Raw genomic sequence first — 22,932 nt, 5'->3', positions numbered from 1 at the left:
CCGGCCGCTCCGGCCACACCTTCGCTCCCCGCCGGCTCCTCCCCGCACCGGCCGCACCTCCTTCCGCTCCCCGCCGCGCTTCCCCGCTCATCCCCCGCCCCCCCTCTTCACCCCTCCTTCCCCCCAACGACACCCGCCACTGGAGGATTTGTGTCGATTTCCCGTAGAACATTCAGCAGTGCCCTGGGCGGCAGCCTGCTCGCCGCGGGCCTGGTACAGGGCACCGCCGTCGCCGAACCGGCCTCCCCCGTCGCGGGCAGCGGCACCCGTGCGGCCGCGGCAGACGACCCGTACACCCAGGCCTTCCTCACCCAGTACGGCAAGATCAAGGCCGCCGCCAACGGCTACTTCAGCCCGGACGGTCTGCCGTACCACTCGGTCGAGACCCTGATGGTCGAGGCGCCCGATCACGGGCACCAGACCACGTCGGAGGCCGTCAGCTTCTGGATGTGGCTGGAGGCGGCGTACGGCCGGGTGACCGGCGACTGGGCGCCCTTCAACGCGGCCTGGGCGGTGGCCGAGAAGACCATCATTCCCCAGCACGCCGACCAGTCGACCGCCGACTCCTACAACCCGTCGGCCCCCGCGACCTATGCCCCGGAGCACCCGCTGCCCAGCGGCTACCCCGCCGCCCTGGACCCCTCGGTCAAGTCCGGCACCGACCCGCTGGCCACCGAACTCGCCTCGTCCTACGGGACGATGGACATCTATGGCATGCACTGGCTGATGGACCTGGACAACGTCTACGGCTACGGCAACAAGCCGGGCACCGGCGGCGAGTCCGGGCCGGGCGCCGGCGCCTCGTACATCAACACCTACCAGCGCGGTGCGCAGGAGTCGGTGTGGGAGACGGTCCCGCAGCCCACCACCGACCTGTTCAACTACGGTGGCCCCAACGGGTATCTCGACCTCTTCGTCGGTGACGCGAGCTACGCCAAGCAGTGGAAGTACACCAACGCGCCGGACGCCGACGCCCGCGCGGTGCAGGCTGCCTACTGGGCGTTCCGCTGGGCCTCGGCGCAGGGCAAGGCGAGTGACGTCGCGGCCTCGGTGGCGAAAGCCGCCAAGATGGGCGACTACCTCCGTTACGCCATGTTCGACAAGTACTTCAAGCGCATCGGCGACTGCACCGACCCGGCATCCTGCCCGGCGGCCACGGGGCGGGACTCCCAGCACTACCTGCTTTCCTGGTACTACGCCTGGGGCGGCGCGGCGGCCGGCAGCGGCGGCGGCTGGGCCTGGCGCATCGGTGACGGCGCCTCCCACCAGGGCTACCAGAACCCGCTGGCGGCCTGGGCCCTGTCCAACGTGCCGTCACTGACCCCCAAGTCCGCGACAGCCAGGGGCGACTGGTCCAAGAGCCTGACCCGGCAGCTGGAGTTCCTGACCTGGCTGCAGTCCAGCGAGGGCGCCTTCGCGGGCGGCTGCACCAACAGCTGGGAAGGCAGCTACGGCCGGCCTCCGGCGGGCACGCCCACCTTCTACGGCATGGCCTACGACTGGCAGCCCGTCTACCACGACCCGCCGAGCAACAACTGGTTCGGCTTCCAGGCCTGGGGCATGGAGCGCCTTGCCGCGTACTACCACGAGACCGGCAACGCGAGCGCCGAAGCCGTGCTGTCCAAGTGGGTCGCCTGGGCCTCGTCCGAGACCACGGTGGGTGCCGACGGCAGCTTCCGCTTCCCGTCCACGCTCAGCTGGACGGGTCAGCCCGACACCTGGGACGCGGCGAACCCCGGGGGCAACGCCGGTCTGCACGTATCGGTCGTCGACTACGCGAACGACGTCGGTGTGGGCGCCGCGTACGTCAAGACCCTCACCTACTACGCCGCGAAGTCGGGGGACGCGGACGCCGCGGCGCTGGCCAAGGCGCTGCTGGACGCGATGGCCCTGAACGCCACCGACAAGGGCATCTCGGTGCCGGAGACCAGGAAGGACTACAACCGCTTCAACGACGAGGTGTACATCCCGGCCGGATGGTCGGGCACGATGCCGAACGGTGACACCATCGAGCCGGGGTCGACCTTCATCGACATCCGCAGCTGGTACAAGGACGACCCGGACTGGCCGAAGGTGCAGGCCTATCTGGACGGCGGCGCGGCCCCCACCTTCACCTACCACCGGTTCTGGGCGCAGGCGGCGCTGGCGCTGGCCTTCGCGATCTACGCGGAACTGCTGGTGGAGGGCGGAGGCGGCGAGCCGGGCGGGGACACCGAGCCGCCGACGGCTCCGGCCGGCCTGACCGTGACGGCGACGACGAACAACAGCGTGTCCCTCTCCTGGTCGGCCGCTACCGACAACGTGGCCGTGACCGGTTACGACGTGTACCGCAACGGGGTGCTGGCCGGAAACGCCACCACCCGGACGTTCACCGACCCGGGCCTCGCGGCGGCGACCGAGTACAGCTACGCGGTCGCGGCCAGGGACGCGGGCGGCAACACCTCGGCCCTGTCGGCCGCGGTCACCGCCACCACGAAGAGCGGCGGCTCGACCGGCACCGGCGCGGTGAAGGTCCAGTACAAGAACACCGACTCCTCCGCGACCGACAACCAGATCAGGCTGGGTCTGCAGGTACTGAACACGGGCAGCGCACCGATCGACCTGTCGACGGTCAAAGTGCGCTACTGGTTCACCTCCGACGGCGGCCCGAGCGCCTTCGGCACGTACTGCGACTACGCCGCGCTCGGCTCGTCCAACATCACCCACTCCGTGGTCGCCGTGTCCAGCCCGAAGACGGGCGCCGACCGCTATCTGGAGATCGGCTTCACCGGAGGTGCCGGCACGCTGGCCGCGGGTGCGTCGACCGGCGAGCTCCAGCTGCGGCTCAACAAGAGCGACTGGTCCAACTTCAACGAGGCGGACGACTACAGCCGGGCCACCAACACCACCTACGCCGACGCCTCCAAGGTCGGCGCCTACGTCGCCGGCACGCTTGCCTGGGGGGTCGAACCGTGACCGGTCCGAGACTGCCGGCGCTGGCGGGGGCGGCCGCGGCGCTCGTACTCGCCGCCGCGTCGATGCTCACCGGCGCCCCCGCCGCCTCGGCCGCACCGGTCACCGACTGCACCCAGTGGGGCACCACCGAACTGCGGGGCGGGGAGTACCTCTACCAGCAGAACGAGTGGAACTCCGACGCCGAGCAGTGCGTCGGAGTCGACCCGGACACGGGGGCCTGGAGCGTCACCAAGGCCTCTTTCTCCCTGCCGACGAACGGCGCTCCGGCGACGTACCCGTCCAGCTACAAGGGCTGTCACTGGGGGGCGTGCACGACGGACAGCGGGCTGCCGCTGCGCGTCGACGAGCTGGGCAGCGTACGTACCGACTGGTCGACCACCCAGGTCGCATCCGGCGCGTACAACGCCTCGATGGACATCTGGTTCAACTCGGCGCCGGTCACCGACGACCAGCCGGACGGCACCGAGGTCATGATCTGGATGAACCACCGCGGCGGAGTCCAGCCGATCGAGTCCCGCACCGCGACGGTGCAGCTCGACGGCCGGACCTGGGACGTCTGGACGGGCCCCGGCGCGTCGGGCTGGAAGGTGATCTCGTACGTCCTTCAGGGCGGCGCCACCGAACTCGCCGACTTCGACGTACTGGATCTGATCGATGACGGCGTCGGCCGGGGATCGATCGACCCGGCGCACTACCTGATCGACGCCGAGGCCGGATTCGAGATATGGCAGGGCGGCCAGGGGCTCGGGATGAACGCGTTCTCCTTCGAGGCGAGCACGGAGCCCGGTGGCGGCGGGGAGGACACCCGGGCGCCGACGGTGCCGACGGGCGTGACCGTGACCGGCACGACCGACAGTTCGGTCTCCCTGTCCTGGACCCCGGCGACGGACGACACCGGTGTCAGCGGGTACGACGTCTACCGCGACGGGGTGAAGGCGGGTTCCACCGCATCCGCCTCGTTCACCGACACCTCGCTCACCGCATCCTCCTCGCACAGCTACACCGTGCGGGCCAGGGACGCGGCCGGGAACACCTCCGCCGACTCGACGGCGGTCAGCGCGACCACCGCGGCCGGTGGCGGCGGGAGCACGGGTGCGCTCAGGGTCCAGTACAAGAACAACGACGCCTCGCCCGGCGACAACCAGATCAGGCCCGGCCTCCAGCTGGTCAACACCGGCACCACGGCGGTGGATCTGAGCAAGGTCGCCCTGCGCTACTGGTTCAGCGGCGAGTCCGGCTCCGCCTCGTACGGCACCTCGTGCGACTACGCGGTGCTCGGCTGCGGCACGGTCACCCACCGCGTGGCGGCGGCCGGTTCGCCGGCACCGGGCGCGGACCACTACCTGGAGGTCGGCTTCACCGGCGGCAGTCTGGCCCCCGGAGCCTCCACCGGTGAGCTCCAGCTCCGGCTGAACAAAGCCGACTGGTCCTCCTTCGACGAGACCGACGACTACAGCAGGGCCGCCAACACGGCCTTCGCCGACACCTCGAAGGTCAGGGTGTACCTCGACGGCGCCCTGACCTCGGGCACCTCCCCGTGACCGGCAGGTCACCCAGCGAACTCCCGGTGGCGGGCTATCCAATCACCCCGCTCGGCCCGCCATCGGGGAACCACCAGCGTCCTCACCGACGCACCACCCGGCTCACCGTCTCCGCAGACGGTGTCCCGGCGCAACACCCCCACAACCCGTCTGCGGGAGTTTCCGCAGGCGTACGAGAGGAGCACGGAGCCGCAATGAATACCAGAGGAACGATGCACGGGATGCGCCGGAGGCTGGCAGCAGTCTCCGCCCTGGCCATGGGCGCAGCGCTGGCGGTGGCGGTCCCCACCACCGCCTCGGCGGCCGCGCGGGTCGACAACCCCTATGTAGGCGCTACGGCATACGTGAACCCGGACTGGTCCGCCAAGGCGAAGGCCGAACCGGGTGGCGCCGCCATCGCCGACACTCCGGCCTTCGTCTGGATGGACCGCATCGCGGCCATCGGGGGCTCGGACTCCGCGATGAGCCTGCGCGAGCACCTGGACACCGCTCTGGACCAGGGCGCGAATCTGTTCCAGGTCGTCATCTACGACCTGCCGGGACGCGACTGCGCCGCGCTGGCGTCCAACGGTGAACTCGGTCCGACCGAGATCGACCGCTACAAGAACGACTACATCGACCCGATCTCCGACATCCTCGCCGACCCGGCGTACGCGAGCCTGCGGATCGTCACCATCATCGAGCCGGACTCGCTGCCCAACCTCGTCACCAACGCGGGTGGCACGGCCGGCTCCACCGAGGCCTGCGCGACGATGAAGGCGAACGGCAACTACGAGAAGGGTGTCGGCTACGCCCTGCACACCCTCGGTGCCATTCCCAACGTCTACAACTACATCGACGCCGCCCACCACGGCTGGCTGGGCTGGGACTCCAACATGTCCCCGGCGGCCAAGCTGTTCAAGGAGGCCGCCACCACCGAGGGTGCCACGGTCGACGACGTGTCGGGCTTCATTGTGAACACGGCCAACTACTCGGCTCTCAAGGAGCCGAACTTCAAGGTCACCGACTCGGTGAACGGCACCACGGTGCGCCAGTCGAAGTGGGTCGACTGGAACTACTACGTCGATGAGCTGTCGTTCGCCCAGGCGCTGCGCACCATGCTGGTGGGCGAAGGCTTCAACTCCAACATCGGCATGCTGATCGACACGGCCCGCAACGGCTGGGGCGGCTCCGCGCGTCCCACCGGCGCCGGTCCGCTGACCAGCGTGGACGACTACGTCAACGGCGGCCGGGTCGACCGGCGCATCCACGCCGGCAACTGGTGCAACCAGACCGGTGCCGGAATCGGCGAGCGTCCCACCACTGCCCCCGAAGCGGGAATCGACGCGTACGTCTGGGCCAAGCCCCCGGGCGAGTCGGACGGCAACAGCGCCCCCATCGACAACGACGAGGGCAAGGGCTTCGACCGGATGTGCGACCCCACGTACACCGGTAACGGCCGCAACGGCAACAGCATGTCCGGCGCGCTGCCGAACTCCCCGCTCGCGGGTCACTGGTTCTCCGCGCAGTTCCAGGAGCTCGTGCGCAACGCCTACCCACCGATCGACGGCAGTGGCAACCCGGGCGGCGGCGATGACGACACCCAGGCGCCGACCGCGCCGACCGGTGTGACCGTGACGGCGAAGACCAGCGGCAGCGTCTCGCTGTCCTGGACGGCGTCCACCGACAACACCGGGGTGACCGGCTACGACGTCTACCGCGACGGTGTGAAGGTGGGCTCCTCCACCACGACCTCGTACACCGACTCCTCGCTGACGGCGTCGACCGCGTACAGCTACACGGTCAAGGCGAAGGACGCGGCCGGCAACGTCTCGGCGTCCTCCGCCGCACTGTCCGCGACCACGTCCGCGGGCGGCGGCACCGGAACGGGTTCGCTCAAGGTCCAGTACAAGAACACCGACTCCTCCGCGACCGACAACCAGATCCGGATGGGTCTGCAGCTGGTCAACACCGGCAGCACCGCTGTGGACCTGTCCACCGTGAAGCTGCGCTACTGGTTCACGCCCGAGGCAGGTGCCTCCACCTTCGGTACCTCGTGCGACTACGCGGTCATCGGCTGCGGAAACCTGACACACGGTGTGAAGACCGCCGGTTCGGCGGCCGGCGCCAGCCACTACCTGGAGGTCGGCTTCGGCAGCGGCACCCTGGCGGCGGGCGCGTCCACGGGTGAGATGCAGCTCCGGCTGAACAAGAGCGACTGGTCCAACTTCAACGAGGCGGACGACTACAGCCGTTCGACGTCGACGAGCTTCACCGACGCGGCGAAGATCGGTGTGTACGTCACCGGCGCGCTCTCCTGGGGCACCGCTCCCTGATCCCGCGTTCCGGCCCCCGCAACCGTCCTGACACGGTGACGGGGGCCGGGCCCCGGGTTTCCCACATGGCATTGCCCTCTGCCGGCTTTCCGGCAGAGGGCAATGCCATGTTCCGGCGCCGCCGGATCACGGCGGAACGCCTCCCGGTCCCGGCCGGCAGGTCTCAGGCGAGCGAGGCCAGGTGCTTCTCCGCGGCCACCACGGCATCGTGAACGCTGGTCCTTCCCAGCAGAACGCACAGGGTGTACACGGCGTCGTCGACCGCCCGGCGGGCCGCCTCGTCCGACGGTGACGCCGTCAGCCGCGACCGGCACCGCCGGAACTCCGCCAGCGCCTCCTCGGTCCGCTCGCGGCTGGGCAGCAGGGCGACCCGGGCTGCCGCCAGAGCGGGCGTTCGCGCGTCCTCGACCGCCCTGCGCAGCGATCGCTCCAGATGCGTCGGCACGGCCGCTCCGCGCGATCCGGCGACCATGGCCGCGGCGGCCTGGCCCGGGGTGACATGGGCGCCCTCGGCCGCGATCGCCAGGATCTGTGCGGCCTGAAGAGCCGAGCACGGCGTCGCGGCCATGATCATGCCGATCGCCCACGCTGTCGTCGGTTCCTCCAGGGGCAAACTCCCCCCGGCCCCGGGCGCAGCCCTCCGGCGGCGTCCGCCGGACCCTTGGGGTTGCACGGAAGAGAAAGAAGAAGTCGTCATGGGAGCCATCGCTTCGCAAACGAGGTTGAACGACTCGACGCGCGGCACCAAGCTGCGCTGAGTCCTGCCGGCACCGGGATTCTTTCCCGCCCAGCCGTCTCGTGACACAACGAATACGCCGTGTCACGCCCATCGTGACACAAAAGGAGTATCCGCGAAGGATTCACCGGCGCGCCTGGCCCGCACCTGCTGCTGTCAGCGGCATCGTGCGTGCCTGATTCGGCGGGGGCGACAGGAAAGCAGGGGCGGAGAGTGGGCGGCAATCCGGTGGCGGCTACGTTCACCACAGCACTACAGCGCACGGGGAGTTCCCTCCTGGTCAGCGCGGCCGGGGAACTCGACGCGGCGGCCGCACCCCTGCTGGAGCAGGTGCTCGACGACGTACGGCGGGGCGACGACGTGCTTCTGCTGGACGTCCACGACGTGCGGTTCATGGACTCGGCCGGGCTGCTGCTCTTTCTCGAACTGCACCGGCGCGCACAGCTCCGCGTCCTCCGGGTCCTCGTGGTGGGTTGGCGGGCTCAGCCGCAGCGGGTGTTGGAAGCGATCGCCGGCCTGCCCCCGCACGGCTGGGGTCCTCCGGGGCGCGGCGGGGCCCTGGCCGGATTCCGCCGCCTGGTCCAGGAGCGGGCCGACCGGCAGCGCGAATCGGCGGCTGCCGGCCCTGTGGGGGCGACGGCGTCGGCGGGCTCCGCGACCGTCCACTGACCGGTTCCCCTGCCTTTCCGGGGTTCGGGTGTGGGAGGGTTGAGGTGATGAGCCAGCCTGGTTCCGTCGCTTCGTGGCTCCGGTGGCCCGACGCGGTACGGCACGTATGCCGTGCCGTCTCCGTTCGGTGCCGGAGTGGGCACGGCGCCCCCGTGCTCCGGACAGGATGGGCCTGCGGGCCCGCCGTATCCAGGGCTGTCCGCCCACGACCGAGGGGAAGCCCGATGAGGCCGTACAACGTGCATGTGCAGTTCCTCGGATCCGTCGCCGTCGTCACGCTGTGCCAGGACGGCGCGAGCGCCTTCGCGGCGGAGGGCACCCCGCCCGACGACGTGGCTGCCCGGACTGCGTGCCGCGGACGGCTGAACCGCGCTCTGGAGACACTGCCGCCGTGGACGGGATCCGTGGTGCTGGACACCGACCGGGTGGGCGTGCCGTACCCGGAGGACGCACTCGCACTGGTGCAGAACTGGGCACTGGCCCGGCGGATACATCTCGTCACCCTCTCCCTGGACGAGACCGGCTCTCCGCACACTGGTCCGCCGCGCTCCGGCCTGGCAGGTGGCGGCCGGGGGCCCAGCGGACCGGCGGGTTCGTTTCGGCGCACCCTCGCTTTCCGGGCACTTGAGCAACGGGCGCGGGGGATCCGGCTGGCACGCCGGCAGCCTCCGGGGCGCGACGGCGGGGTGTGACCCGGGGCCCTGTCCGTAGGGCGGGACGATTAAATCGGTCGACGCGTACCGGCGTTGCGGGTCCTGGCAACCGGAGTGGGGGAAGATATTGGTGCGGCCCGGCCAGTGGAGGTGAAGTGCCGTGAAACCCGTGCCCCACGAGGACGACGAAGAGCCCTCGTACTCAGGCGAGAACATGTTGCCCGGAGACGCCAAACACTTCTCCGAGGCACTCGCCCGTGCCACCGCCGAGGAATCGGAGATGGCGGTACCCGCAGCCCTGTGTCAGGCGTGCGTGGACCTTCTCGACATCACCGGCGCCTCGATCTCCTTGCACGGCGAGGGGGACGCACGCGTCCTGTGGTGGTCCAGCAGCGAAGTCGCCGGAGAACTCGCCGAGGCCCAGTACACCCTGGGTGACGGTCCGTGCCAGTCCGCGATCGATCTGGTGGCACCGGTGCTCGCCGCCGACCTGACGCGGGGCCCGGATGCCAGGCGCTGGCCCTTCTTCGCCCAGCAGGCCGTCGGACTCGGGGTGCGCGCCGTGTTCTCGCTGCCTCTCGCGGCCGGCGGACTGGCGCTCGGCACGCTCGATCTCTACCGGGAGGATGCGGGCGATCTCTCCGAACGGGACCGCGCCTTCGCGTTTCCCATGGCGGAGGCGATCACCACGGCACTGCTGAACCTGCCCGGGGGGCCCGCCACTTCCCATCCGGACGAGGACATGTGGCTGGCCATGGCGGAGAGCGACCATGAAGAGGTGCACCAGGCCACCGGCATGATCATGGTGCACCTGGGCGTGGATCCTCAGCAGGCGCTGGCACGACTCAGAGCGCATGCCTTCACCCATGATCTGACGGTGACGGAGGCGGCCCACTCCGTCCTTGAGGGGAAGGTCAGGTTTCATGACTAGGTTCGGCCGCGCTTGTCCCGGAGTGCGAGTGGCGGCCACCGGCACCCGCTCCGATGCGGAAGAGCGACAGGAAGAGCGACAGGAAGACGGTGGAGTCGCATGAACAGGGAACAGCAACTGGCCGAGGCGTTCGTGGACCTCACCGATACGCTCGCCAGGGATGTCGAACCCCTCACCCTGCTGCACCGTCTGGTCCATCACTGCCTCCCGCTGACCGGGATGGACGATGCCGGTGTCCTGCTGGCGAACGCCCGCGGAGATCTGCGGACCGCCGCCACGACGGACGACCGTCCGGCGCTGACCGGTCTCATCGCCTCGCAGATCCTGCGGGGACCGGGCGCCGACGCGTACCGCACGAACACTCCCGTGCACGCGCCCGTCATCCGGGACGGCGCGGTCCACTGGCCGGAATTCGCCGCTCTGGCCGGCTCCGGCGACTACGCGAGCGCCCATGCGCTGCCGCTGCGCGCGCACGGCCGGGCCGTGGGAGCCCTCAGCCTGCTGTCCCACGGCCCTCGCGCTCTCGCCCCTGAGCAGACGGCTCTCGTCCAGGCGCTCGCCGACGTGGCGGTGACGGCCGTCCTGACCTGGAGCAGCGACCCGCTGCGGCCCGCCGACATCGTGACCCGCATGCAGGCGACGCTCTCCGCCAAGGCACTCCTGGACACGGCCGTCGGCATGCTCGCCGCCACCGGACACATCCAGCCGCACGAGGCGGCCCGTCGGCTGCAGGACTACGCGGCCCGCAGCGGCCTGCGCCCTGCCGAGGTGGCGGATCAACTGGTGCGCAGGCGGATCGAGCCCGGCGCCGTCCTGGCCCGGACAGCATGAGCGAGGGGCCGGTGCCGGCACCGGCCCGGACAGCATTCCGCGCGAGGCCGGCGCCATGTTGCGTACTTCTGACACGACGGGGAAAAACAACTTTGGACGCCACGTGAATTCCGTACACAGCCGCTCCTCGGAGGAGCACTCCGATGACCACCACACTCATGGCCCTTCCGTCCGTACACCGTGACCACCTTCTGAGCCTCTCCGAACACGTTCAGTTCCCAGCGGCGCAGCGGCTCTTCGAGGAACATGCCGCAGCCGACCGCTTCTGGATCCTCAAGACGGGGGCGGTGACGCTGGACGCCCGGCTTCCTCACCGGCGTCGTGCGGAGATCGCCACACTGGAGCCGGGGGTGCTGGTCGGCCTGTCCTGGCTCTTCCCGCCCTTCGAGTGGGAGCTGGGCGCCGAGACGCTCAGTCCCGTCCGCGCCCATGAGTTCGACGCTCCGCGTGTGCGGGCCGAGTGCCGCTCGGACCCCGTGTTCGGATTCGCGATCAGTCAGTGGGTCGGCATGGTGCTCGCCCGGCGACTGCAGGCCACCCGCAGCCGGCTGCTCGATCTGTATGAATCGGCCACGCACGCCTGACACACACTCGGCTCCGCGCTAGGCGTCGCTCACTGTCTGTGATCCGTCATGTTCCGAACGGTCCGGCCGACGGCCCGGGCGGCCGTTCTCCGGCGGGGGGGCGAGCGGAAGTGGTTACACCCGGCGACGGCTGCACCTACACTGAGCGGCCAGTAAAGCGGCGGTGACCAGCACATACGGACTCCGCGTGACGGTTCGCCACACTAGGGAGCAACCGGGTGTTCTATTACGTGCTCAAGTACGTCGTCCTGGGCCCTCTGCTGAGGCTGTTGTTCCGTCCTGTCATCAGGGGCGCGGAACATATTCCGGCGGACGGCGCGGCGATCGTCGCGGGAAACCATCTGTCCTTCTCCGACCACTTCCTGATGCCCGCGATCATCAAGCGGCGGATCACCTTCCTCGCGAAGGCGGAGTACTTCACCGGACCCGGGGTGAAGGGCCGTCTGACCGCCGCGTTCTTCCACAGCATCGGTCAGATCCCGGTGGACCGGTCGGGCAAGAACGCCGGGCAGGCCGCGATCGACGAGGGGCTCGGGGTACTGAACCGGGGCGAGCTGCTCGGCATCTACCCGGAGGGCACCCGTTCGCACGACGGCCGTCTCTACAAGGGCAAGGTCGGTGTGGCGGTGATGGCCATCCGCGCGCAGGTTCCGGTGGTGCCGTGCGCGATGGTCGGCACGTTCGAGATCCAGCCGCCCGGGAAGGTCGTCCCGCGCATCAAACAGGTCACCATCCGCTTCGGCGAGCCGCTGGACTTCTCCCGCTATGCCGGTCTGGAAAATGAGAAGGCGGCGATCCGGGCGGTCACCGACGAGATCATGTACGCGATCCTCGGTCTCTCCGGTCAGGAGTACGTCGACGCGTACGCGGCCGAAGTGAAGGCCTCCGAACAGGCCGGCAACGCGGGAAAGGTCCCGAAACGCCAACGCTGACGGCGGATTCGCGCTCGGTGAACCCCGCTGGTCCGGGCATCGGGCAGACCCTAGCGTGCGGTGCATGGGCAAAGGACACGCATGGGTGCTGGGAGCGACAGGGCAGATCGGGCGGGCCGCGGTGCGCTCGCTCGTCGAGGACGGCTGGGAGGTCACCGCCGCCTCGCGCGGCGGTGACCGTGACGCGAGTTGGCACGAGGACGTCCGGTCTGCCGCTCTGGACCGGGACGAGGACGGCGCGCTCGCGGCGGCGCTCGGCGACGGCTGTGACGTGCTGGTCGACATGGTGGCGTACGGGGAGCAGCACGCCCGGCAGTTGACGGCGCTCGCCGACCGGATCGGCTCCGCGGTGGTCGTCTCCAGCGGTGCGGTGTACGAGGACGATCGCGGACGGAGTTTCGATACTCAGGGCGAGCCGGACGGGATGCCTCGCTACCCGGTGCCCCTTCCGGAGTCGCAGGCCACGGTGGCGCCGGGCGGCGCCACGTACGCGACACGGAAGATCCGGCTGGAGCAGGACCTGCTGGCGGCGGGTGACTCGCTGCCGGTCACGCTGCTGAGGGCGGGCGCGGTCCACGGCCCGTACTGCCGCTCACCGCGGGAGCTGTACTTCGTGAAGCGGGCCCTGGACGGCCGCACGCGGCGGGTCCTGGCGTACGGGGGGACCTCGCGCTTCCATCCCGTCCATGCCGGCAATGTGGCTGAGCTGGTCCGTCTGGCCGCTCTGAAGCCGGGCTCCCGGGTGCTCAACGCAGCCGATCCGCAGGCGCCGACGGTCGCGGAGATCGGCGAGGCGGTGGACGCGGTGCTGGGCCACAGTGCGCAGACCGTACTGATGCCGGGGCCGGCGACACCGGAGGGCGTGGGCAGTACCCCCTGGAGCAGCCCGCATCCGATCGTCTACGACATGAGCGCCGCGGAGCGGGAGCTCGGGTACCGGGCGGTGACGGGCTACACCGAGTCACTGCCGGAGACGGTCGAATGGATCGTCGGTCAGCTGGCGGACCGCGACTGGACCGACGCCTATCCGGCGATGGTGCGCGCCTACGGCACCGGGCTCTTCGACTACGAGGCGGAGCACGCCTGGCTGGAGCGGTACGACCGGGAGGTGTGAACCGGGCCGTCGGAGGGGACGGGCCGTCGGCAGACTGCCGGCGGCCCGTCGCGTCGCTCTCGGGTGCTACGGCTTCGGCGTGGCGTGCGGGGTGCACGTCACGTCGCGCCGGTCGGTCTTCCCGGTGAGCAGGTAGCTGTCCACCCGCTCGTTGACACAGGGGTTGACCAGGCCGGTGACGCCGTGCGATCCGGCGCCCTCCTCGGTGATGAGGCGTGAGCCCCGGAAACGCTTGTGCAGTTCGACGGCGCCTTCGTACGGAGTGGCGGCGTCACGCGTGGACTGCACGATCAGCACCGGGGGCAGTCCCTTGCCGGTGCGGACGTCCAGCGGGGTCTGCTGCTTGGCCTTCCAGGTCGCACACGGAAGGTTCATCCAGGCGTTGGCCCACGTCATGAACGGGTAGTCCTTGTGCAGCCGGGTGTTGTCCCGGTCCCACGTCCGCCAGCTGGTCGGCCACTTGGCGTCCGCGCACTCGACCGCAGTGTACACGGCGTTGCTGTTCTCGGACCGGATGTTGCCCGCCGTGTCCGAGAGGTCGGGGGCGGCGGCGTCGATCAGGGCCTGGGTGTCACCGGCACGGTAGGCGCTCCAGATCCGGGCGGTGGGCGCCCAGGCGGAGTCGTAGTACGGGGCGCTCTGGAAGAAGCCGATCAGCTCGGCGGGGCCGAGGACACCGCCGATCGGGCTCTTCTTGGCTGCCGCACGCAGCTTCAGCCACTCCTGCTCGACCTTCTGCGAGGTGTCGCCGATGTGGAAGGTGGCGTCGTTGGCGGCGACCCAGTCCTTCCAGTCGCCCCAGCGCTTCTGGAAGGCGATGTCCTGGTTGAGGTTCGCCCGGTACCAGATGTTGTCCTTCGCCGGGTCGACGACGCTGTCGACGACCATGCGGCGGACATGGGAGGGGAAGAGCGTTCCGTAGACGGCGCCCAGGTAGGTGCCGTACGAGACGCCCAGGTAGTTGAGCTTCTTCTCACCGAGCGCGGCGCGGATGACGTCCAGGTCGCGTGCGGTGTTCGGCGTCGTCATGTGCGGCAGCATGTCGCCACTGCGTTCGGCGCAGCCGTCCGCGTACTCGGCGGCGAGCTTGCGCTGGGCGCGCTTGTCGGCCTCGGTGTCGGGCACCGGGTCGGCCTTGGGGGCCTTGACGAACTCCTGCGGGTCGATGCAGGAGATCGGCGCCGAATGGCCGACGCCGCGGGGGTCGAAGCCCACGAAGTCGTAGGCCTTCGCCGTGTTCACCCAGAGCGGGCTCTTTGTGGCGATCCGCTTGGGGAACGCCATGCCCGAGCCACCGGGGCCGCCCGGGTTGTAGATCAGGGCGCCCTGACGTTCACCGCTCGTTCCGGTGCTGACGTGGCGGTCGACCGCAATCCTGATCTTCTTGCCGTCGGGCCGGGCGTAGTCGAGCGGGACGGTGACCCATCCGCACTGGATCGGCGCGGCGATGGCCCAGTCGGCCGGACAGTCCGCCCAGTCGATGCCGGCCCTGGCCGCGCGTTCCGCGGCCAGTTGCACACCGCGCGCCTCGGAGCCGTTGTGCGGCCGGCCGTCGGCGATGGCAGCCGGTGCGGCTGTCGCGCCCGCTATGAGCGTGCCCGCGAGCAGAGCGCCGACCGGGCCGAGCGCTGCTGTACGTCTCAAGTGGAACCTCCCCCATGGTGAAGCGCCTTCGGGTGCGGCGCTGTTCAGTAGGAACCTTGCGCGGATCCTGTCTCCTGTGAGCTGTCAGGGAACAGATCACCCACATGCTTCTTTACCGAATCGATAACCGGACAACGATGTCCTGCCAGCGGTGTCCGGCCGCCGGTGGTCAGCCACTCATGGCCGCCAGTTCGCCGGCCGCCCGGTCCAGCACGGAGCGCAGCTCCCTCGCGTCGGCGGCGAGCACGGTCACCAGGACGGCGGGGCCCGCGAGCGGGGTCAGCACGGCCGTGGATCCCATCAGCCGGGCGTCCGGGCCACAACCGTCGAAAACCTGGTCCACGACGAGGAGTTGTCCGATGGCATGGTTGCCTCCGAGCACGGCGGGTCCGTCCCAGCCGCCGGGTGCACCGGGCCCGTACGCCAGTTGCTGATCGAGAAGCGGGCGTCCGGCATGACGGACGGTGAGCCTGCTCAGGAGCGTGCCGGTGGTCTCGCCGTGCCGGCCGAGTATCAGCTCCTCACGCAGCACCAGCCGTGCCGTGGAGGCGAGTTGCACGGTCGTGGTCATCAGGAGTTCGCTGCCGTGTGCCGAGACGAGCTGTTCGGGAAGCCAGTTGAGCTCGGCCCCGTCCTCCACGTCCAGCGCGATGTCGTAGCGCGCCGGAGCCGCCTCGGGGCCGGGCAGAGCGACCGTGGCCGCCGCCGAGTCGACGGTGAGCCGGGTGCCTTGCCCGGCCCGCACCTCGACGGTGAGCCGGTCGCCGCCGAGCGGGGCGCTCATCGCGCCCACGACGGTGACGCGCGCCGCCCCGGGGAGGACGGACCTCGTCCTTCGCAGGGCGAGCGGCCCGTCGCTCTCCAGGACGGGGAGCGTGGTGGCGCCGTGCCCATCGCGCACGGCGGTGACACGGGCGGCGGCCCGGACGCTCACGCGGTCCAGGAGGCGAGCCGCCCCCGCACCCAGTCGGCGACCGGGCCGACGCCTTCGCCCGAGGTGAGCGAGGTGAAGGCGACGGGCAGATCTCCGCGCTGCTGTGCGGCGTCGGCGGCCATCCGGCCGAGGTCGGAGCCGACGTAGGGGGCCAGGTCCGTCTTGTTGATCACCAGTAGGTCGGATGTGGTGACGCCGGGACCGCCCTTGCGCGGGATGTCGTCGCCGCCCGCGACGTCGATGATGAAGATCTGGGCGTCCACGAGCCCTTTGGAGAAGGTGGCCGTGAGGTTGTCGCCACCGGACTCCACGAGAATGAGGTCGAGGGGGCCCACGGTGTCCTCCAGGTCCTCGACGGCTTCGAGATTGGCGGATATGTCGTCGCGGATCGCGGTGTGCGGGCAGGCTCCGGTCTCGACGGCCTGGATCCGCTCGGGCGGCAGCACCGCGTTGCGCAGCAGGAAGGCCGCGTCCTCACGGGTGTAGATGTCGTTGGTGACGACAGCCAGGGACAACTGGTCGCGCAGGGCACGGCAGAGCGCGGCCACGGTCGCGGTCTTCCCGGATCCGACCGGTCCGCCGAGGCCGATGCGCAGGGCCCGACGGGTGCCGTCGGGGCGTGCGGCGTCGGCGCCGACAGCGGCCGGGCCCGGGTGGGAGTGGTCGAGGTGCATGGTGCGGCTCCTGTGCGGTTCGGGGGGCGTGCCGTTCGGCGCGCCGGGAGTCATGAGGCGAACAGCCGGACCGGCCGGGCGGCATGGGCCTCGGCGAAGATGTCGAGCAACGGAGCCGATGCGGCGGGCAGTTCACCGATGGGTCCGCGCGCGGCGGCAGCGGCCCGCTCGGCGACCCGGTCGAGTTCCGGGGCGAGCCGGGCCAGCACCGCGGTGGCGTCGAACGGATTGAGGGAGAGCAACCTGACGACGGCCGTTGCGGGCCCGCCGACCGTCTCATACGCGGCGCAGTGTGCGGCGTCCTGGGGCCCGAGCCCCGCCGAACGCGCGGTCAGGCCGAGCACGACCGGCTGGTGGCCGCCTCGCGGCCGGGCCAGGGCGAACGTGTCGAGTTCCTCACCCGGCCAGGTCGCGCGGGCGGCCCTCATCAGCTGCCGGCCCAGCTTGCGGGCGACCGCCCGCAGGGCGGGTGAGGGCGTGCGAGCGTCGGCGGCCTCGTCCAGGGCCAGCGGGTCGTGGCCGTGGGCGGCCGCCGCGGCGAGCGCCGCGGCGGTGAACCCGGCCGTGTGCAGACGGCCCCGGCAGAAGTCGGCGAGGTCGTCGGCGTTGCGGATCCGTCCTGCCACGACGGCCGCCTCAGCGCCGCCGGAGTGGGCGTGACCACCGGCGGGGAACCGGCCGTCGGCCAGGACGAGCAGGGCTGCACGGCTCATCCGCCGTCCGTTCTCAGAAGAGGAAATAGCGCTGGGCCATGGGAAGTTCGGCGGCGGGCGCAGGATCGACCCGGTCACCCTCGATCGTCACGGCGAAGCTGTCCGGGTCGACGTCCACCCGGGGCAGCGCATCGTTCTCCCGCATGTCGGCCTTGGTCACACCCCGGGTGCTGGTGATCGGTACGAACCGTTTCCCCAGTCCGAGCCGTTCGGGCAGCCCGTCCTCGATCGCCGCACCGGACACGAAGTTGAACGAGTTTGCGGCCGGAGCCCTGCCGACCGCGCCGAACATGGGGCGTGGCAGGACGGGCTGCGGGGTGGGGATGGAGGCGTTGGCGTCGCCCATCTGCGCGTACGCGATCTGGCCGCCCTTGATGACGGTCTGGGGCTTGACCCCGAAGAAGGCCGGTTCCCACAGCACCAGATCGGCGAGCTTGCCGGTCTCCACGGATCCGATCTCCCGGTCGAGGCCTTGGGCCACCGCAGGGTTGATGGTGTATTTGGCGACATAGCGACGGACTCGGTGGTTGTCGGCCCGCCCGTCGCCCGGCAGCGCGCCGCGTCTCCTCTTCATCACGTGGGCGGTCTGCCAGGTGCGCAGGACGACCTCGCCTATGCGTCCCATGGCCTGCGAGTCGGAGGAGATGATCGAGATGGCACCGAGGTCGTGCAGGATGTCCTCGGCAGCGATGGTCGAGGGCCGGATCCGCGACTCGGCGAATGCCAGGTCCTCCGGTACGGCGGGGTTCAGGTGGTGGCACACCATCAGCATGTCGAGGTGTTCCTCGATGGTGTTGACGGTGTGCGGGCGCGTCGGGTTGGTGGAGCTGGGCAGCACATACGGCTCCGAGACGACGCTGATGATGTCGGGGGCGTGCCCGCCGCCGGCGCCCTCGGTGTGGTAGGCGTGGATGGTGCGCCCGGCGATGGCGGCCAGGGTGTCGGCGACGAATCCTGCCTCGTTGAGCGTGTCGGTGTGGATGGCCAGCTGGGCCCCCGTCTCCTCGCAGACCCTGAGGCAGGCGTCGATGACCGCAGGGGTCGCGCCCCAGTCCTCATGGATCTTGAACCCCAACGCGCCTGCCCGCAGTTGGGAGTGCATGGCGTCACGGGACATCGTGTTGCCCTTGCCGAGCAGTCCGATGTTGACCGGATACGCCTCCAACGCCTCGAACATACGGGCAAGATGCCAGGGGCCGGGAGTGACGGTGGTGGCCTTCGTCCCCTCGGCCGGACCGGTGCCGCCGCCGACCAGGGTGGTGATGCCGCTGGAGAGCGCCTGGTCCACAAGGGTCGGCGAGATGAAGTGGACATGTGCGTCGATGGCACCCGCGGTCAGGAACTTCCCGTTCCCCGAGATGATTTCGGTCTCCGGGCCGATCACCAGGTCCGGATGGACGCCGTCCATGGTGTCCGGGTTGCCGGCCTTCCCTATCCCGGTGATCCGGCCGTCACGCATGCCGACGTCGGCCTTGACGATTCCCCAGTGATCGATGACGACGGCGCCCGTGATGACCGTGTCCGGAGCGCCTTCGGCGCGGGTGGTACGCGCCTGCCCCATGGACTCGCGAATCACCTTTCCCCCGCCGAACACCGCTTCATCGCCCGCGAGTCCGGGTCCGCCGCAGCGGTCCTCCTCGATCTCCACGAGCAGGTCGGTGTCGGCGAGGCGGATCCGGTCGCCGGTGGTGGGGCCGAACAGGTCGGCGTACACGGCGCGGTGGAGTTCAGTCATCGAGGGGGCCTCCGGTCTCGCCGCGCAGGCCCGGGACGATCCGCCGCCCCGCCAGCGGGACGAGTTCGATGTCGACGGGAATGCCGGGCTCGAACCGGACGGCGGTTCCCGCGGCGATGTTCAGCCGCAGTCCTCCGGCGGCCGGGCGGTCGAACTCGAGGCCGGGATTGGCCTCGGCGAAGTGGTAGTGCGAACCGACCTGGACCGGCCGGTCCGCCGCGTTGAGGACGGTGAGGCGGACAACGGGCCGGCCCGCGTTGAGCGGCACGGGTCCGTCCGCGTACAGAATCTCTCCAGGAATCATCGGCGGCGCCCCGTCAGACGATCGGCTCGTGGACGGTGACGAGCTTGGTGCCGTCGGGGAAGGTCGCCTCGACCTGCACGTCGTGGATCATCTCGGCGATGCCCTCCATGACGTCGTCGCGGGTGAGCACCTTGCGTCCGGACGCCATGAGTTCGGAGACCGTACGGCCGTCGCGCGCGCCCTCCAGGAGGTGGGAGGTGATGAGGGCGACGGCCTCGGGGTGGTTGAGACGCAGGCCACGTGCGCGGCGTTTCGCGGCCACGTCCGCGGCCACATGTATGAGCAGGCGTTCCTGTTCGTGCGGGGTCAGTTGCATGTGTCCACCTCACAGTCGTCCGCCCAGTACCGGCCCTGGGCGCAGCGAGACACCAGCCGCATTCAACAGTCTGTTGAACATCGAACCGGTGCCGCACGGCGAGGTATTGCACGTTAGGGCCGAAGTTTTTCCGGCGCGTTAACTGCCCCTTTGCAGATCCATGGACATCAGCCCGCGCAGACCGCTTTCGAGCACCTCGGGTCCCGCGTCGCCGAACATGGCGAGCTGGGTGATGAAGCCCTGGGCGGTGGCGATCAGCGTGCGGGCGATGTGCTCGTCCTGCGCCTCGGTCGCGAGCATCCCGCTCACCCGGTACACACCGACCAGCTCCGCCCACGACATCCGCAGACCCGTGTACGCCTCGCTGAGCGTGGCCGCCAGCCGCTCGCTGCGCAGCGTCTCGGACCACACCTGCACGATCAGTCCGGCATAGGCCCGCCGGTCCAGCCCGCCCCGTCCGTCCGCCTCCTCGCCGAAGAGGGTGCGCACCACACGGCCGATCAGCACGTCGGGGGTGGGCGGCGGACTGACGCGGGCAGCGCGCTCGAACGCCTGCCGGACTCCGCCGACCGCCTCTTCGGCAATGGCGGCGATCAGGTCCTCCTTGCCGTTGAAGTAGCGGTAGACCGCACCGGCCGACAGTCCGACCTCCTTGAGCACGTCCTGCATCGAAGCGGCGTGGAAACCGTCGCGGGCGAAGCACCGCGCCGCGCCGTCGAGGATCTGCCGGCGGCGGGCATCGAGGTGTTCCTGGGATACACGGGCCATGACCTCAATGTAAAACGAACGTTCCTTCTTGACAAGCGACCGACCCGGCCGGAGAGTGACACCGATACGAAAAACGAACGATCCTTCTCTTTGAATCGAGGCTCCCGTCATGTCCGCCGCCCCGAACCGCCGTTTGGTGGCGGTCGTCCTGCTGGTCCCCCTGGTGGTGACACTCGCCCTCTGGGCCTTCGCCTGGCCCGCCGCCCGAGTGGCACCCCGGGACCTCCCCGTCGGTGTCGCGGGATCCGCACCGGCCGCGGATCAGCTCCAGCGGCAGCTGGAGCAGCACGAAGGTGCCTTCGAGGTCCACCGGTACGGATCCGAGGCCGCGGCCCGCACCGCCATCGAGGACCGGACCGTATACGGCGCCGTCGTGGTCACCACGAAGGGCCCCGAGCTGCTGACGGCGTCCGCGGCCGGCCCCGTGGTCGCCCAGCTGCTGGACGAGGCGGTGACCGCATCCGCCCCGGCGGGCGTCACGGTCCCGGTCACGGATGTCGTGGCGGCACCGGCAGCGGATCCGCGCGGTAGCGTGCTCGGTGCGACCATGCTGCCTCTGGCGATCGCGGGCATGGCCGCCGGGTCGGCCGTCACCCTGCTGGGGCTGCGCGGGGTGCGGGCAGCCGCGGGGCTGACAGGCATCGCCGCCCTGGTGGGAATCGTCGCCACCGCGCTCACCGACAACTGGCTCGGAGCCCTCACAGGTGACTGGTGGAGCGAGGCAGGGGCACTCGGCCTCACCGTGCTGGCCGTCGGCGCACCGGTGGCGGGTCTCGCGACGCTGATCGGACCGGCGGGCGTCGGCCTGGGGGCACTGCTGATGGTGCTCATGGGCAACCCGTTCTCGGGCGTCACCAGCGCGCCCGAACTGCTCCCCCAGCCCGTCGGAACGCTCGGCCAGTGGCTGCCGCCGGGCGCGGGCGGTTCACTGCTGCGCTCGGTCGCGTTCTTCGACGGAAACGCGGCGGGCGGCGCGGCCCTGACCCTCGCCCTGTGGGCCGCACTGGGCCTGACCGCGGTGACCGTCGGCCGCCGCCGCCGTCTGCCTCCAGCGGCTGACGCGCCCCGGGCCACGCCCGCGCCCCGGTCCGCACTGGCAGGCTGACGCACCGACCCGAAGTCCGCGCACCCCAGAACCGTCCCGGGGCCGCGCGGACTTCTCGCGTCCGGTCAGTTGCCGGGGCCCCGCTGCCCCCGGTGCTCCGCAGCGATCCCGAAGCGGTGCCGTTCGCCCGGAGCGGACGCCGCGGAGCCGATCGAGGAGACCGAGCTGATGACCTGCTCATGCTCCACCGCTTCCTCACCCTCAAGTCGCTCCAGGTCAGCGGCCGATACGAGCGCCACGAGCGGCTTGCCGTGCCGCGTCACGATCACGCGCTCGCCACCGTAGACGACTCGGTTGATCAGTTCGGCTAGGTCGGCTCGGGCTTGCGTCACCGGAATCTCGTAGGCCATGCTCCCATCATAACCTTCTGTACGTCCTGTACATTTTCTACAGAAGCGTGCGCGAGCGCCCTGCCCGGCCTCCGCGCACCCGGAGGAGAGGCCCCGCCATGCACCGCCCCGCCGCCCGTCATGTCCTGCCCGAGTTCACCGAGCGCACCTCCCAGGGAACCCGCACGCTCGACCCGTACTCCAAACTGCTGGCCGAACGGGTCGTGTTCCTCGGAACCCCGGTGGACGAGACGGCGGCCAACGATCTGATCGCGCAGTTCATGTATCTGGAACACAACGCGCCCGACCGGCCGATCTCGCTGTACATCAACTCCCCCGGCGGCACGTTCGGCGCGATGACCGCCGTCTACGACACGATGGCGTTCCTCACCTGCGAGGTGGAGACCTACTGCCTCGGCCAGGCGGGGGCCGTCGCGGCCGTGCTGCTCGCGGCCGGAGCCCCGGGCGCGAGGCACGCGCTGCCGGGCGCCCGAGTGGTGGTACGGCAGCCCGAACTCACCGAGCCGGTACAGGGTCAGCCGTCCGACCTGGAGATCGAGGCGCGGGAACTGGCCCGCATGCGCGAGACCATGACCGGCATGCTGGCCCGTCACACCGGCCGCCCCGTCCCGCAGATCAACGCCGACACCGAGCGCGACCTCATCCTCGATGCCGAGGGCGCCAAGGACTACGGGCTGGTCGACCACATCATCCGGAACCGTCCGCTGCCGCAGTCCTCGCGCCCGGAGCGGTGAACTTCCGATGCCGCCACCGGAGTTCCCGCCGCTGCCCGCCCTGACCCGCGCGGAGGGCGAGTTCATCGACCGTTACCTGCAAGTCCTCGACCAGGTGGGCCGGATCAATCCGGCCCACGGCGGCGACACCTACGGGGCGCTGCGTGCCGCCCAGGCGCTCGCCTCCTACTCATCCGCACTTCGGGACGCGCTCACACTGATGCATGAGCGCGGCGAATCGCAGATCCACGCAGCCACGTTGACCCGGGCCCTGCGCGTCCTGGACGGCGAACGGCGCTCCCGTCGGGTCACCATCCCGCCCGCCCCGCCGAGTTGATCAGCACGCTGCCGCGACACGCCCGACGCGGCGACCGAATTATCTCGCTCGTTCGGCGTAGACGTTACTTCGCACGAG

23 protein-coding genes are annotated in these 22,932 nt (G+C 70.3%); 13 read left to right on the top strand and 10 right to left on the bottom strand.

Going from position 1 to position 22,932, the window contains the following annotated elements:
- Nucleotides 1-195: 195 nt before the first annotated feature.
- From ACZ4LX_RS13495 to ACZ4LX_RS13485, 3 genes are all read left to right on the top strand, one after another.
- Nucleotides 196-2,955: a glycoside hydrolase family 48 protein gene (locus tag ACZ4LX_RS13495; RefSeq protein ID WP_467638647.1), complete on the top strand. Its 2,760-nt coding sequence runs from the start codon at nt 196-198 to the stop codon at nt 2,953-2,955.
- Between the two features lie 62 nt (nt 2,956-3,017).
- Nucleotides 3,018-4,496: a GH12 family glycosyl hydrolase domain-containing protein gene (locus ACZ4LX_RS13490; protein WP_467638650.1), complete on the top strand. Its 1,479-nt coding sequence runs from the start codon at nt 3,018-3,020 to the stop codon at nt 4,494-4,496.
- Nucleotides 4,497-4,690: 194 nt separating this feature from the next.
- On the top strand, nt 4,691-6,811 hold the full coding sequence (locus tag ACZ4LX_RS13485) for a glycoside hydrolase family 6 protein (protein ID WP_467638266.1): 2,121 nt from the start codon (nt 4,691-4,693) through the stop codon (nt 6,809-6,811).
- 163 nt (nt 6,812-6,974) lie between these two features.
- On the opposite strand, the gene ACZ4LX_RS13480 is transcribed toward ACZ4LX_RS13485, so the two are convergent.
- Nucleotides 6,975-7,379, bottom strand: a complete 405-nt coding sequence (locus ACZ4LX_RS13480) for a DUF5133 domain-containing protein (RefSeq protein WP_467638269.1) — start codon at nt 7,377-7,379, stop codon at nt 6,975-6,977.
- 381 nt (nt 7,380-7,760) lie between these two features.
- Between ACZ4LX_RS13480 and ACZ4LX_RS13475 the strand changes: the two genes are divergently transcribed.
- The 7 genes from ACZ4LX_RS13475 to ACZ4LX_RS13445 all read left to right on the top strand — a co-directional run bounded on the left by ACZ4LX_RS13475 (nt 7,761) and on the right by ACZ4LX_RS13445 (nt 13,261).
- On the top strand, nt 7,761-8,216 hold the full coding sequence (locus ACZ4LX_RS13475; protein WP_467638272.1) for an STAS domain-containing protein: 456 nt from the start codon (nt 7,761-7,763) through the stop codon (nt 8,214-8,216).
- Between the two features lie 224 nt (nt 8,217-8,440).
- Complete coding sequence (locus ACZ4LX_RS13470) at nt 8,441-8,908, top strand: hypothetical protein (protein ID WP_467638275.1); 468 nt, start codon at nt 8,441-8,443, stop codon at nt 8,906-8,908.
- A gap of 121 nt (nt 8,909-9,029) precedes the next feature.
- On the top strand, nt 9,030-9,800 hold the full coding sequence (locus ACZ4LX_RS13465) for a GAF and ANTAR domain-containing protein (protein ID WP_467638277.1): 771 nt from the start codon (nt 9,030-9,032) through the stop codon (nt 9,798-9,800).
- Nucleotides 9,801-9,899: 99 nt separating this feature from the next.
- Complete coding sequence (locus ACZ4LX_RS13460; RefSeq protein WP_467638280.1) at nt 9,900-10,631, top strand: GAF and ANTAR domain-containing protein; 732 nt, start codon at nt 9,900-9,902, stop codon at nt 10,629-10,631.
- 143 nt (nt 10,632-10,774) lie between these two features.
- The gene (locus ACZ4LX_RS13455) at nt 10,775-11,215 is read left to right on the top strand and encodes a Crp/Fnr family transcriptional regulator (RefSeq protein WP_467638283.1); all 441 of its coding nucleotides are present in this window, start codon (nt 10,775-10,777) and stop codon (nt 11,213-11,215) included.
- Between the two features lie 218 nt (nt 11,216-11,433).
- Nucleotides 11,434-12,147: a lysophospholipid acyltransferase family protein gene (locus ACZ4LX_RS13450; RefSeq protein ID WP_467638286.1), complete on the top strand. Its 714-nt coding sequence runs from the start codon at nt 11,434-11,436 to the stop codon at nt 12,145-12,147.
- A gap of 64 nt (nt 12,148-12,211) precedes the next feature.
- Complete coding sequence (locus tag ACZ4LX_RS13445) at nt 12,212-13,261, top strand: NAD-dependent epimerase/dehydratase family protein (protein ID WP_467638289.1); 1,050 nt, start codon at nt 12,212-12,214, stop codon at nt 13,259-13,261.
- A gap of 66 nt (nt 13,262-13,327) precedes the next feature.
- On the opposite strand, the gene ACZ4LX_RS13440 is transcribed toward ACZ4LX_RS13445, so the two are convergent.
- The 8 genes from ACZ4LX_RS13440 to ACZ4LX_RS13405 all read right to left on the bottom strand — a co-directional run bounded on the left by ACZ4LX_RS13440 (nt 13,328) and on the right by ACZ4LX_RS13405 (nt 20,349).
- Entirely contained in the window at nt 13,328-14,905 is a 1,578-nt protein-coding gene (locus tag ACZ4LX_RS13440; RefSeq protein ID WP_467638292.1) for an alpha/beta hydrolase, read from the bottom strand.
- Between the two features lie 169 nt (nt 14,906-15,074).
- Nucleotides 15,075-15,839 (bottom strand): urease accessory protein UreD, encoded by a 765-nt coding sequence (locus ACZ4LX_RS13435; RefSeq protein WP_467638295.1) that lies wholly within the window; start codon nt 15,837-15,839, stop codon nt 15,075-15,077.
- Nucleotides 15,836-16,513 (bottom strand): urease accessory protein UreG, encoded by a 678-nt coding sequence (gene ureG, locus ACZ4LX_RS13430; protein WP_467638298.1) that lies wholly within the window; start codon nt 16,511-16,513, stop codon nt 15,836-15,838. The genes ACZ4LX_RS13435 and ureG overlap by 4 nt, the downstream gene beginning before the upstream one ends.
- 50 nt (nt 16,514-16,563) lie before the next feature.
- Nucleotides 16,564-17,226 (bottom strand): urease accessory protein UreF, encoded by a 663-nt coding sequence (locus ACZ4LX_RS13425; protein WP_467638301.1) that lies wholly within the window; start codon nt 17,224-17,226, stop codon nt 16,564-16,566.
- A gap of 13 nt (nt 17,227-17,239) precedes the next feature.
- Complete coding sequence (locus tag ACZ4LX_RS13420) at nt 17,240-18,961, bottom strand: urease subunit alpha (RefSeq protein ID WP_467638303.1); 1,722 nt, start codon at nt 18,959-18,961, stop codon at nt 17,240-17,242.
- Nucleotides 18,954-19,265: an urease subunit beta gene (locus ACZ4LX_RS13415; protein WP_467638305.1), complete on the bottom strand. Its 312-nt coding sequence runs from the start codon at nt 19,263-19,265 to the stop codon at nt 18,954-18,956. The genes ACZ4LX_RS13420 and ACZ4LX_RS13415 overlap by 8 nt, the downstream gene beginning before the upstream one ends.
- A 13-nt stretch (nt 19,266-19,278) precedes the next feature.
- Complete coding sequence (locus tag ACZ4LX_RS13410) at nt 19,279-19,581, bottom strand: urease subunit gamma (protein ID WP_467638308.1); 303 nt, start codon at nt 19,579-19,581, stop codon at nt 19,279-19,281.
- Between the two features lie 138 nt (nt 19,582-19,719).
- Entirely contained in the window at nt 19,720-20,349 is a 630-nt protein-coding gene (locus tag ACZ4LX_RS13405; RefSeq protein WP_467638310.1) for a TetR/AcrR family transcriptional regulator, read from the bottom strand.
- 109 nt (nt 20,350-20,458) lie between these two features.
- Between ACZ4LX_RS13405 and ACZ4LX_RS13400 the strand changes: the two genes are divergently transcribed.
- Nucleotides 20,459-21,454 carry an ABC transporter permease gene (locus tag ACZ4LX_RS13400; protein WP_467638313.1) on the top strand — a complete coding sequence of 332 codons (996 nt, stop codon included), beginning with the start codon at nt 20,459-20,461 and terminating at the stop codon, nt 21,452-21,454.
- A gap of 65 nt (nt 21,455-21,519) precedes the next feature.
- Here the strand turns inward: ACZ4LX_RS13400 and ACZ4LX_RS13395 are convergent, their stop codons facing one another.
- Nucleotides 21,520-21,804 carry a type II toxin-antitoxin system Phd/YefM family antitoxin gene (locus ACZ4LX_RS13395; RefSeq protein ID WP_467638316.1) on the bottom strand — a complete coding sequence of 95 codons (285 nt, stop codon included), beginning with the start codon at nt 21,802-21,804 and terminating at the stop codon, nt 21,520-21,522.
- Between the two features lie 98 nt (nt 21,805-21,902).
- On the opposite strand from ACZ4LX_RS13395, the gene ACZ4LX_RS13390 reads away from it, so the two are divergent.
- Nucleotides 21,903-22,538 (top strand): ATP-dependent Clp protease proteolytic subunit, encoded by a 636-nt coding sequence (locus tag ACZ4LX_RS13390; protein ID WP_467638319.1) that lies wholly within the window; start codon nt 21,903-21,905, stop codon nt 22,536-22,538.
- Between the two features lie 7 nt (nt 22,539-22,545).
- The gene (locus ACZ4LX_RS13385) at nt 22,546-22,854 is read left to right on the top strand and encodes a hypothetical protein (protein ID WP_467638321.1); all 309 of its coding nucleotides are present in this window, start codon (nt 22,546-22,548) and stop codon (nt 22,852-22,854) included.
- The last annotated feature ends 78 nt before the right edge of the window (nt 22,855-22,932 follow it).

It is taken from the genome of Streptomyces sp. NPDC026062, from assembly GCF_055568375.1.
Note: the sequence above shows the minus strand (reverse complement) of the source record. Positions and strands in the feature narration are given on the sequence as shown.